Genomic DNA, 11,464 nt, shown 5'->3' on the forward strand with positions numbered 1-11,464 from the left:
ATTACCAGATCGGATTTGAGAACGAAAGCCGAGGCAAAGCAAAAGGGGCGGCACCTCGCGGCACCGCCCCCCTTTGCGTTTATCCCGAGTCCGCGATTACGCGGCCTCTTCGTCCGGGAAGATATTGGCGGGCTTCGACCCCCACAGCGCGTAAGCGAGCACGACGACCTCGCAGGCCATGGTCAGGAAGAAGGAGTTCTGGAGGCCATAATGATCGGCCAGCCAGCCCTGCACGACGACGAGCGCGCCGCCCGCGATCGCCATGATCATCAGCCCCGAACCTTCTTCGGTCAGCGGACCCAGGCCACGGATGGCGAGGGTGAAGATGGTCGGGAACATGATCGAGTGGAACAGGCCCACCGCGATCAGCGCCCACATCGCCATCGGCCCGGTCGTGAAGGTCGCGATCGCGACGACGACCAGCGCGCCGAAGGCGAAGACGGTCAGCACGCGTTCCGGCGCGATCTTCTGCATCACGAAGCTGCCGAAGAAGCGGCCGACCATCATCCCGCCCCACAGCAGCGACAGATAGCGCGACGCCTGCTCATGGGTGACGGCCGCGATATTGGGTTGCGATACGAAGTTGACGAACAGGTTGGCGACGCCGATTTCCGCCAGCAGATAGGCGATCATCGTCGGGATGCCGAGCGTCAGGTTGCGATGCTTCCACAGCGAATGCTGCTTGCGCTCGGTCTTGGCGGCGCGCTGCGTCGAGGAGCCCAGCGCGGGCAGCGGGAAGCGCGCAATGACCACTGCCAGCACGACCAATACGATCGCGACCAGGACATAAGGCAGGATGACCGACTGGGCGTCGGCATAACGCTGCGCCTGGGTCAGCGCGGCACCCGCCTCGGCGGTGCCGCTGCGGCTGCGGCCGAGGATCAGGTAACCGGCGAACAGCGGTGCCAGCGTGGTGCCCAGCGAGTTGAAGGCCTGCACCAGGTTGAGGCGCGACGAGCCGGTTTCCGGCGGGCCGATGACGGTCACATAGGGGTTCGCCGCCACTTGGAGCAGCGTGATGCCACTGGCGATGACGAACAGCATGACCAGCGTCACGCCGTAGGACGGCAGGCTGGCGGCAAGGGTCATGCCCAGCGCACCGGCCGCCATGATGAGCAGGCCGATGACGATCGACTTCTGATAGCCGACCCGTTCGATCAATTTGGCCGAGGGGATGGAGGCGAAGAAATAGGCGATGAACCAGACCGACTCGATCAAGGTCGTCTGGGCGTAATCAAGCTCGAACACCGACCGCAGATGCGGCAACAACACGTTGTTGATGACGGTGATGAAGCCCCACATGAAGAACAGGCTGGCGAGGAGAGTCAACGCGGACCCGTAATTCGCCGCCTTCCCCCCGACAGGCGTTGCGCCATTGGCACGGGACGTGACGGGTGGTGCGGCCATGAAATCCTCTCCTTCGCGCCGGTGAACATCATCAAAAGATGTTCGTTGACCGGCTTGCTCCTGATATTTTGTCTGACTATAGTGACGCAAAAGGCGCGTCAATGGCGTCTGGCGACGAAAGGGTGAGGCATGTCGATGGCGTCAATCAAGAGCTTTCTTACTTTGGTAGCGGTAACCTCCGCCATGACGTCTACCGCCGCTCTGGCGAGCGAGGCGAAGCGCGCGCCCGCCGGCTATTCGGTCGAGGGGGCCGCGATCGAATCGGTGACGCTGACCAACAAGGCCGGACTGTCGGCCCGCGTCCTGACCTATGGCGCGACGCTGCAATCGGTGATGGCACCCGACCGCGACGGTAAGTCGGCCGACGTACTGCTCGGCTATGACAAGGCCGAGGATTATGTGAACCATCCGAATTTCTTCGGGGTCACGGTGGGCCGCTTCGCCAACCGCATCGGCGGCGGCCGCTTCTCGCTGGACGGCCAGAGCTATCAGCTGACGCTCAACGACAAGGTCAACTCGCTCCACGGCGGGACCAAGGGCTTCGACAAACATCTGTGGCGGATCGTGTCGATGAAGGACGGTCCGACCGCCAGCGTGGTCATGGCGCTGACCAGCCCCGATGGCGACCAGGGCTATCCCGGCAAGGTCGACGCGACCGTCACCTATTCGCTGGACGAGGCGGGGTCGCTGACCATCGCGTTCGAGGCGAAGACCGACAAGCCGACCATCGTCAACATGACGAACCACGCGATCTTCAACCTGAACGGCGAAGGGTCGCCGCTGGGTGCGACCTTCCACAAGCTGACCATCCCGGCCGCGACCTTCACGCCGGTGGATGCCAAGCTGATCCCGACCGGCGAGCGCAAGCCCGTCGCAGGCACCGTGTTCGACTTCCGCGCCCCCCGCGTCGTGGCCGACGGTATTCGCAACGGCAACGACCAGCAGATCCGCTATGGCCAGGGCTATGACCATAATTTCGCGCTCGACAAGGGGCTGACCACGACGCCGCAGCTGGCCGCGCGGCTGGAGGACCCCGCCTCGGGCCGGGTGCTCGAAGTGCTGTCGACCGAGCCGGGCGTGCAATTCTATACGGGCAATTTCCTCGACGGTACCTATGTCGGCAAGAAGGGGCACCTGTACCGCATGGGAGACGGCATCGCGCTGGAGCCGCAGAAATTCCCCGACTCGCCCAACAAACCCGACTTCGTCTCGCCCCGCGTCGATCCGGGTAAGCCCTATCGGCATACCATGATCTATCGTTTCTCCACCGTTCGCTGACCGAAAGCCTGACATGACCGACACGCCCACGAAGCTGCGCAGCCGCGCCTGGTTCGACAATCCCGACAATATCGACATGACCGCGCTCTATCTGGAGCGCTACCTGAACTTCGGCCTTTCGCTGGAGGAGCTTCAGTCGGGCAAGCCGATCATCGGCATCGCGCAGAGCGGCTCCGACCTGTCGCCCTGCAACCGCCACCATCTGGTGTTGGCCGAGCGGGTGCGCGAGGGCGTGCGCGAGATGGGCGGCATCGTCCTGGAATTCCCGGTTCACCCGATCCAGGAAACCGGCAAGCGCCCGACCGCGGGTCTCGACCGCAACCTGTCCTATCTGGGCCTGGTCGAGGTGCTGTACGGCTATCCGCTCGATGGCGTCGTGCTGACGATCGGTTGTGACAAGACGACCCCGGCGATGCTGATGGCGGCCGCTACGGTCAACATCCCGGCGATCGCGCTGTCGGTCGGGCCGATGCTGAACGGCTGGCACAAGGGCGAGCGCACCGGCTCGGGCACCATCGTGTGGAAGGCGCGCCAGATGCTGGCGGCGGGTGAGATCGACGATGCGGAGTTCATCCGCCTGGTCGCCTCGTCGGCCCCCTCGACCGGCTATTGCAACACCATGGGCACCGCGACCACGATGAACTCGCTGGCCGAGGCGCTGGGCATGTCGCTGCCGGGTTCGGCCGCGATCCCCGCGCCCTATCGCGATCGTCAGGAAGTCGCGTACCTCACCGGCAAGCGCATCGTCGAGATGGTGAACGAGGACCTGAAGCCCTCCGACATCCTGACCAAGGACGCGTTCCACAACGCGATCAAGGTCAACTCGGCGATCGGCGGCTCGACCAACGCGCCGATCCACCTTGCCGCCATCGCGCGCCACATCGGCGTCGACCTGCCCGTGCAGGATTGGGAGAGCGAAGGGCACAAGATCCCGCTGCTCGTGAACCTCCAGCCCGCGGGTGAATATCTGGGCGAGGATTATTATCGTGCGGGCGGCGTGCCCGCCGTGGTCAACCAGCTGATCGAGCAGGGGCTGATCCACGAGGACGCGCTGACCGTCAATGGCAAGACCATGGGCGAGAATTGCCGTGGCGTCGCGATCGAGGACGAAAAGGTCATCCGTCCCTTCGCCCAGCCGCTGGTCGAGGAAGCGGGCTTCATCGTGCTGTCGGGCAATCTGTTCGACGCCGCGATCATGAAGACCAGCGTGATCTCGCCGGAATTCCGCGAGCGTTACCTGTCCAACCCCGACGACCTGAACGCCTTTGAAGGCCCGGCGGTCGTGTTCGACGGGCCGGAGGATTATCACCACCGGATCGACGATCCCGCGACCGGCATCACGCCCGAGACGTTGCTGTTCATGCGCGGCGCTGGCCCGATCGGCTATCCGGGTGCGGCGGAAGTCGTCAACATGCGTCCGCCCGCCTATCTCATCACCGAAGGCGTGCACTCGCTGCCCTGCATCGGTGACGGGCGCCAGTCGGGTACGAGCGGTTCGCCCTCGATCCTGAACGCCAGCCCGGAAGCGGCGGCGATGGGTGGCCTGGCGCTGATCCAGACCGGCGACCGGGTCCGCATCGACCTGAACACCGGCAGCGCCAATATCCTGATCTCCGAGGAAGAGCTGGCCGAGCGTCGCAAGACCCTGGCGGCGGCGGGCGGGTATAAGTACCCTGCGTCGCAGACCCCGTGGCAGGAAATCCAGCGCTCGGTGGTCGGCCAGATGTCGACCGGCGCGATCCTGGAAGGGGCTGAGAAATATCAGCGCATCGCCCAGACGCAAGGATTGCCGCGCGACAACCACTGATGACGGCGACCGGCCGGGTGGATCATTCCGTCCGGCCGGTCGGTCCGCGCCTCGACAGGGCGTCGCGAAAGCCCGTGGCGCTCCACGATCTGGGGCCGCCGCCCATGCGTGCTGGACGACGCGCATGACATTCCCATGCGTCAGCGTTGCCGGAAGCCCGTCGGATTTGCTCCTCGGATTTGAATGCCCGGCCATTCCCAGGCGATTCCGGACGAGCTGACCAATTCAGGCCCTCTTGACCTGAACCGGACAGCAATCGATACCGCTAACAAATCTGCGGAGAGGAATTATGGCCAGCAATCTTACCGACCTGATGGGCGCCTTGCCCGACGATTGGCGCGATGGGCGTTTCGTCGGTCGGATCGACCGGGGCGAAGGGCCTTGCCCGATTCTGGTCGAGAATGGCCAAGTCTATGACATGAGCCGCGTGGCCCCCACCGTCTCGGCGCTGCTGGCGAGTGGTACGGTCGAGGCGTCGCAGGGCGAAGCGCTCGGTGAGCTGGCTGACCTGAACCTGTCGCCCGAGCAGGGCGCGCCCAACCGCCTGCTGTCGCCGATCGATCTGCAATGCGTGAAGGCGGCGGGGGTGACCTTTGCCGTGTCCGCGCTGGAACGAGTGATCGAGGAACGCGCGCGCGGCGATCATGCCAAGGCGGCGGGGCTTCGCGGCACGCTGGAAGCCGCGCTGGGCGGCAATATCCGCTCGGTCGTACCCGGCTCGCCCGAGGCCGCGCAGTTGAAGGACGCGCTGATCGCCGAAGGGCTGTGGTCGCAATATCTGGAGGTCGCGATCGGCCCGGATGCGGAAATCTTCACCAAGTCGCCGGTCCTGTCGACGGTCGGCTGGGGGATGCCGGTCGGCGTCCGCTCCGACTCGACCTGGAACAACCCGGAGCCCGAGGTGGTGCTGGTCGCCGATGCGCATGGCCAGGCGGTCGGCGCGACGCTGGGCAATGACGTCAACCTGCGCGATTTCGAGGGGCGCTCGGCGCTGCTGCTCGGCAAGGCCAAGGACAATAACGCGTCCTGCTCGCTCGGCCCGCTCGTCCGCCTGTTCGACGACGGCTTCACGATGGACGATGTGCGGTCGAGCGAGGTCAAGCTGACCATCACCGGCACCGATGGCTATGTGCTAGAGGGCGCCAGCTCGATGGACCAGATCAGCCGCGATCCCGAAGACCTGCTTGGCCAGGCGCTGAGCGAGCATCATTACCCCGATGGCCTGGTCCTGTTCCTCGGCACGCTGTTCGCGCCGACGCAGGACCGTGACGAGCCGGGCCGCGGCTTCACCCACAAGGTCGGCGACACGGTCGTCATCACCAATCCGCGCCTCGGCACGCTGGTCAACCCGGTGATGACCTCGGCCGACGCCCCCGCCTGGACCTTTGGTCTGGGCGACCTGATGCGCAACCTGGCCAAGCGCGGCCTGTTGTGACGGAGACTTCCATGTTGCAGAAGACCAGCGCCGCGACCGACACGGTCGCGCGCTATCCCAGCCTGATCGACAAGCGCGTCATCGTCACCGGCGGCGGCTCGGGGATCGGCGAGGGGCTGGTCGAGGCGTTCGTGGCGCAGGGCGCGCGTGTCGCCTTTGTCGACATCGCGGAGGAGGCGGCCCAAGCGCTCGTCGACCGGCTGACCCCCGATGCGCGCCATGCGCCGATCCAGCGCCACTGCGACCTGACCAACCTGGACAGCCTGAAGGCGATCTTCGCCGATCTGGAAGCGGCGCTGGGCGGGGTCGACATCCTCGTCAACAATGCGGGCAATGACGATCGCCACAGCATCGCGGAAGTGACCCCGGCCTATTGGGACGAGCGGCTGAACGTCAATCTGCGCCACCAGTTCTTTGCCGCGCAAGCGGTGATCCCCGCGATGAAGCGGGCAGGAGGCGGCGCGATCCTGAACTTCGGATCGATCAGCTGGCATCTGGGTCTGAACGACCTGGTCCTCTACCAGACGTGCAAGGCCGCGATCGAGGGACTGACGCGCAGCCTGGCGCGCGATCTGGGCCGTGAGAATATCCGCGTGAACACCATCGTGCCCGGCAACGTGCAGACGCCGCGCCAGGAAAAATGGTACACGCCCGAGGGCGAGGCGGAGATCGTCGCGGCGCAGTGCCTCGACGGGCGCATCCAGCCTTCGGACGTGGCGGCGCTGGTCCTCTTCCTCGCCTCGGACGATGCGAAGATGTGCACCGGCCACGACTATTTCATCGACGCCGGTTGGCGATAACAGACCGGGCGAGAGCATAGGAGAGAGTGATGCAGCAGGCCGAACATTGCCTGACCGTGGGTGCGACGCTGGGCGAAGGCCCGATCTGGGTCGATGACGCGCTGTGGTTCGTCGATATCAAGCAGCAGCGCATCTACCGTCACGATCCGGTCGCGGGCACGCTCGATCACTGGGCCTCGCCCGAAATGGTCGGCTGGGTCGTGCCGGCACAGCGCGGCGGCTTCGTCGCGGGGCTGAAGTCCGGCCCGCATCATTTCGATCCCGCGACCGGCAGCTTCGAGCAATTGGCCGAGATTGATGCGCATCTTCCCGCCAATCGCCTCAACGATGCCTGTGTCGATGGGCAGGGGCGCATCTGGTTCGGCACGATGGACAATGACGAGACCTCGCTGTCGGGCCGGTTGTTCCAATGGTCGGCCGGGCGGGTCACGCCGACCGCGGCCGATCCGGTGTGCATCACCAACGGCCCTGCTATCTCGCCCGACGATTCGATCCTCTATCACGTCGATACGCTGGGCAAGGTGATCCTGGCGCATCCGATCCTGGCGGACGGGACGCTGGGCGCGGCGAGTGAGTTCGCACGCTTCGGCGGTGCGGACGGTCATCCCGATGGCGCGATCTGCGATGCCGAGGGCGGCGTGTGGGTCGGCTTCTTCGGCGGATCGGCCGCGCGGCGCTATGGCCCGGACGGGGTTATGACCGACGAGGTGCGCTTTCCCGTCTCCAACATCACCAAGATTGCGCTGGGCGGTCCCGATGGCCGCACCGCCTATGCCACCACCGCGCGGCAGGGCCTGTCCGACGAGCAACTGGCCGAGCAGCTCCAGGCGGGCGACATCTTCACCTTCCGAGTCGCGGTCCCCGCCAAGCCGGTCCACCACGCCGCGATCTGAACCCCATTCCCGAACCCGGCGTCTCGGGTGGCCCGCTCCCTTATCGGGGGCGGGCCTTCTACCCCTTCATGGCGCTGCGGGTATCTTCCAGCGCCAAATCGACGAGCAGCCGCATGGCCTCTCCCGCGCCTTCGACATCGCCCGCCGCGATCGCGTCATAGACCTTCACATGGTCGGGCACCGGATTGCGGGGCAGCGCGCGCGAGCGCTGCTTGAACTGGGTGGTCCAGGCGACCGCCGCGCCGATGCTGGCGGTCAGCACGACCAGCGCGTCATTGCGCGTCGCGGCCAGCACCGCATTGTGGAAATCGCGGTCGGCCGCGCGCCCCGCATCGGTCGCCAGCGTATGACGGCGCATCGCTCCCAGCGCATCGCGCATCTCCTTCAGATCGGCCTTGTCGCGCCGCTCAGCCGCCAGTCGCGCGGCGGCGGGTTCGACGATCGAGCGCAACTCGAACAGGCTGCGCACGAACTGGATGTCCGGCTCACCCGAAAAGGCCCAGGCGAGGACGTCGGGGTCGAGCAGATTCCAGCGATGGCGCGGCAGGACGCGCGTGCCCGTCTTGGGACGGCTCTCGACCAGCCCCTTGGCGCTCAGCACCTGCACCGCTTCCCGATAGGCGCTGCGCGACACGTCGAGCGCTTCGGAAAAGGCGACCTCGCCCGACAGCGTGTCGCCGGGGCGATACTCACCCGAGACGATCGCCGCGCCCAGCTTGTGCGCGATCGCGCCATGCAGGCGGCGGCCGGTGCCCCGCTTGACCTTGGGGGCGGCCTCTTCCGAACCTATATCCGTTGCGGCGCCGGGCGGCGCATCCCCATTCGTCATGCTGTCACTCATCGCGTGTACCTCTCCGCCCCCATCTTTGCGCACAACCTTTAACATTGCCATCGCTCCGTCAAACTAATATGTCGGAGTAATATAAAGGAGCTTCCCCTATGACCGATTTCCGTTCGATCGACGCCGCCACCGGCCAGCCGGTGGGCGACGCCTTTGCGGTGCACGGACCGGCCGATGTCGACGCGGCCTGTGCGGCTGCGGAGGAGGCGTTCGACGTCTATCGCGCCACCAGCCGCGAAGAGCGCGCCGCGTTCCTCGACAAGATCGGTGCCGAGATCATGGGCGTAGGTGACGAACTGATCGAAGCCGCGATGCGCGAGAGCGGGCTGCCGCGCGCGCGTCTGGAGGGCGAGCGTGGCCGCACCGTCGGCCAGCTGGGCCTGTTCGCCAAGGTGCTGCGCGCCGGCGCCTATCTCCAGGTCCGCATCGACCCCGCCATGCCCGACCGCCAGCCGCTGCCGCGCCCCGATCTGCGCCTGCGCATGGTGCCGCTGGGTCCGGTCGCGGTGTTCGGTGCGTCGAACTTCCCGCTCGCCTTCTCGACCGCCGGTGGCGACACGGCGTCGGCGCTGGCCGCCGGTTGCCCGGTCGTGGTGAAGGGCCATCCCGCCCATCCGCAGACCGGCGCGCTGGTCGCCGCCGCGATCGAGCGCGCGGTCGCGGCGTGCGGCCTGCCCAAGGGCGTGTTCGGCCATCTGACCGGCCCCAGCAACGAACTCGGTGGGGCGCTGGTCCGTGATCCGCGTATCGCTGCGGTCGGCTTCACCGGCTCGCGCGCCGGTGGTCTGGCGCTGGTCAAGATCGCGCAGGAACGTGCCATCCCGATCCCCGTCTATGCCGAAATGTCGAGCATCAACCCGGTCGTGCTGATGCCCGAGGCGCTGAAGGCGCGTGGGAGCGCGCTGGGCACCGCGTTCGTCGGTTCGCTGACCATGGGCGCGGGCCAGTTCTGCACCAATCCCGGCCTGCTGCTCGCGATCGAGGGCGAAGGGCTGGACGCGTTCGTCGAGGCGGCGCGCACCGCGCTGACCGATGCGGCGGCACAGACCATGCTCACCCCGGGTATCCATGCCGCCTATACCAAGGCCGCCGAATCGCTGGCGAGCCATGACAAGGTTGAGACGGTCGCGCAGGGCAAGGTCGGCGAGGGCGTTACGGCGGGTCGCGCCGCCTTCTTCCAGACCACAGCCGAGGCGTTCCTCGCCGACGAGACGCTCGGCCATGAAGTGTTCGGCGCGTCCTCGATCCTGGTCCGCTGCCGCGACGAGGCGGAGCTGATCGCGGTCCTCAAGGCCGCCGAGGGTCAGCTGACCGCGACGATCCAGATGGACGAGGGCGATACCGACATGGCCGCGCGGCTGGTGCCGGTGCTCGAACGCAAGGCGGGCCGTATCCTTGCCAATGGCTGGCCGACCGGCGTGGAAGTCGCCCATGCGATGGTCCATGGCGGGCCGTTCCCGTCGACCTCGGACGCGCGCACGACCTCGGTCGGCAGCCTGGCGATCGACCGCTATCTGCGGCCGGTGTCGTACCAGAACCTGTCGGCCGCGCTGCTGCCGCAGGATTTGAAGGACGAAGCCGCGGGCACGCTGCCCCGCCTGGTCGACGGCCAGCCGGGCTAAGGAATGACGGGGCGCGGGCTGGTTCGGTTCGCGCCCCGTTTTTGTTGAAAAAGACTTTAGGGGAGGATTTGATGGCTGATCGTCTGTTGCAGCACCGCGCGCCCTCGGGTGAGCGCTCGGTCATTCTGGCCCGCGGCGACCGGGCGGCGTTCGTGCCGGGCGTCGAGAGCGTCATCGCGCTCGCCCAGCGCGCGATCGCCGAGGGCCAGTCGCTGCTCGATACCGCGCTGGCCTGTGGCGAGGGCGCCGCGGTCGATCTGTCGGCCGAACTGGCGGCGGGGCATCTGATCGCCCCGATCGATCATGCCGACCCCGCGCATTGCGTTATGACCGGCACCGGCCTGACCCATCTCGGCTCGGCCGAGGGGCGCGACAAGATGCACCGCGAAGCGGCGGCGGCCGCGCACCAGACCGACTCGATGCGCATGTTCCTGGAAGGCGTCGAGGGCGGCAAGCCCGGTAAAGGCCAGGTCGGCCAGCAGCCGGAATGGTTCTATAAGGGCGATGGTAGCCAGCTGGTCGGCCCCGGCGACGCGCTCGAAATGCCCGCCTTCGCGCAGGATGGCGGCGAAGAGCCCGAACTGGCGGGCATCTACCTGATCGGTCCCGACGGCACCCCGCATCGCCTCGGCCTGTGCCTTGCCAACGAGTTCTCGGACCATGTGACCGAGCGCCACAACTATCTGTGGCTAGCGCATAGCAAGCTGCGTCCCGCCTCGCTCGGTGCCGAGCTGCTGCTGGGCGAAGTGCCTGAGCATATCGCGGGCACCAGCAAGATCGTCCGGGGCGGCGAAACGCTGTGGGAAAAGCCCTTCCTGTCGGGTGAGGCGAACATGTCGCACAGCCTGGCTAACCTCGAGCATCACCACTTCAAGTACGCGCTGTTCCGTCGTCCGGGCGACGTGCACGTTCACTTCTTCGGCACGGCGACGCTCTCATTCTCGGACGGCATTCGCACCGAGGAAGGTGACGTGTTCGAGATCGCGGCAGCCCCCTTCACCCTGCCGCTCGCCAATCCGCTGAAGCGCAGCAAGGACATGTCGGTGACGGTCGGTCGTCTCTGACAGACTGATCCTCTACCGCAGGGCATAAAGGGGCGTCCTTCCCAACCGGGAAGGGCGCCCCTTATGCGTTTGCGCCCCTGATCCTGGACTTTTGGTGGCGTTGATTCGCGAAAGCACGCTCCAATGGAGATAAGGTTCCGGCGTCGTCGGCAAGATGGCGTCTCGTCAAACTATTGAAAGAATTGGGTTTTGCTGGTTTTTTACGAAAAAATGAAAATCGGCTGTTGACGGTTTGGGGTGAGCCCGCCTAGAGGGGTTTCACCGCGACGGAGCGGGCCGCTACGGCGGCTTCGGGGTCTGCGGTACTGGCATTGAGA

The 11,464-nt window shown here is 66.3% G+C and carries 9 protein-coding genes; 7 read left to right on the top strand and 2 right to left on the bottom strand.

All coding sequences use genetic code 11. The features are described 5' to 3' along the window. Positions 1-96: 96 nt before the first annotated feature. Positions 97-1,407, bottom strand: coding sequence for a sugar MFS transporter (locus tag GGR45_RS18260; protein WP_175310394.1), 1,311 nt, complete (start codon positions 1,405-1,407; stop codon positions 97-99). 183 nt (positions 1,408-1,590) lie between these two features. Here GGR45_RS18260 and GGR45_RS18265 point away from each other — a divergent pair, with 183 nt between their 5' ends. From GGR45_RS18265 to GGR45_RS18285, 5 genes are all read left to right on the top strand, one after another. Further along, positions 1,591-2,685, top strand: a complete 1,095-nt coding sequence (locus tag GGR45_RS18265; RefSeq protein ID WP_175310406.1) for an aldose epimerase family protein — start codon at positions 1,591-1,593, stop codon at positions 2,683-2,685. Positions 2,686-2,698: 13 nt separating this feature from the next. Next, on the top strand, positions 2,699-4,492 hold the full coding sequence (locus GGR45_RS18270) for an IlvD/Edd family dehydratase (RefSeq protein WP_175310395.1): 1,794 nt from the start codon (positions 2,699-2,701) through the stop codon (positions 4,490-4,492). A 289-nt stretch (positions 4,493-4,781) separates the two neighbouring features. After that, entirely contained in the window at positions 4,782-5,927 is a 1,146-nt protein-coding gene (locus GGR45_RS18275; RefSeq protein WP_175310396.1) for a fumarylacetoacetate hydrolase family protein, read from the top strand. 11 nt (positions 5,928-5,938) lie between these two features. Further along, positions 5,939-6,727: a D-xylose 1-dehydrogenase gene (gene xylB, locus GGR45_RS18280; protein WP_175310397.1), complete on the top strand. Its 789-nt coding sequence runs from the start codon at positions 5,939-5,941 to the stop codon at positions 6,725-6,727. Between the two features lie 29 nt (positions 6,728-6,756). Next, entirely contained in the window at positions 6,757-7,620 is an 864-nt protein-coding gene (locus GGR45_RS18285; RefSeq protein WP_175310398.1) for an SMP-30/gluconolactonase/LRE family protein, read from the top strand. Positions 7,621-7,678: 58 nt separating this feature from the next. Here GGR45_RS18285 and GGR45_RS18290 read toward each other — a convergent pair whose 3' ends face one another. Continuing rightward, entirely contained in the window at positions 7,679-8,449 is a 771-nt protein-coding gene (locus GGR45_RS18290; RefSeq protein WP_246358312.1) for a FadR/GntR family transcriptional regulator, read from the bottom strand. Between the two features lie 110 nt (positions 8,450-8,559). Here GGR45_RS18290 and GGR45_RS18295 point away from each other — a divergent pair, with 110 nt between their 5' ends. Together GGR45_RS18295 and araD1 are read left to right on the top strand one after the other, a co-directional pair. After that, complete coding sequence (locus tag GGR45_RS18295; RefSeq protein ID WP_175310399.1) at positions 8,560-10,083, top strand: aldehyde dehydrogenase (NADP(+)); 1,524 nt, start codon at positions 8,560-8,562, stop codon at positions 10,081-10,083. A gap of 71 nt (positions 10,084-10,154) precedes the next feature. Then, positions 10,155-11,147 (top strand): AraD1 family protein, encoded by a 993-nt coding sequence (araD1, locus tag GGR45_RS18300; RefSeq protein ID WP_175310400.1) that lies wholly within the window; start codon positions 10,155-10,157, stop codon positions 11,145-11,147. Positions 11,148-11,464: the final 317 nt, after the last annotated feature.

The organism is Sphingomonas zeae, assembly GCF_014197135.1.
GTDB classification, from domain to species: domain Bacteria; phylum Pseudomonadota; class Alphaproteobacteria; order Sphingomonadales; family Sphingomonadaceae; genus Sphingomonas; species Sphingomonas zeae.

What these genes read in the sequence shown, in the direction of transcription:
- GGR45_RS18260 (WP_175310394.1), bottom strand. Translation starts at nt 1,407, where the DNA reads ATGGCCGCACCACCCGTCACGTCCCGTGCCAATGGCGCAACGCCTGTC.
- GGR45_RS18265 (WP_175310406.1), top strand. Translation starts at nt 1,591, where the DNA reads ATGACGTCTACCGCCGCTCTGGCGAGCGAGGCGAAGCGCGCGCCCGCC.
- GGR45_RS18270 (WP_175310395.1), top strand. Translation starts at nt 2,699, where the DNA reads ATGACCGACACGCCCACGAAGCTGCGCAGCCGCGCCTGGTTCGACAAT.
- GGR45_RS18275 (WP_175310396.1), top strand. Translation starts at nt 4,782, where the DNA reads ATGGCCAGCAATCTTACCGACCTGATGGGCGCCTTGCCCGACGATTGG.
- xylB (WP_175310397.1), top strand. Translation starts at nt 5,939, where the DNA reads ATGTTGCAGAAGACCAGCGCCGCGACCGACACGGTCGCGCGCTATCCC.
- GGR45_RS18285 (WP_175310398.1), top strand. Translation starts at nt 6,757, where the DNA reads ATGCAGCAGGCCGAACATTGCCTGACCGTGGGTGCGACGCTGGGCGAA.
- GGR45_RS18290 (WP_246358312.1), bottom strand. Translation starts at nt 8,449, where the DNA reads ATGACGAATGGGGATGCGCCGCCCGGCGCCGCAACGGATATAGGTTCG.
- GGR45_RS18295 (WP_175310399.1), top strand. Translation starts at nt 8,560, where the DNA reads ATGACCGATTTCCGTTCGATCGACGCCGCCACCGGCCAGCCGGTGGGC.
- araD1 (WP_175310400.1), top strand. Translation starts at nt 10,155, where the DNA reads ATGGCTGATCGTCTGTTGCAGCACCGCGCGCCCTCGGGTGAGCGCTCG.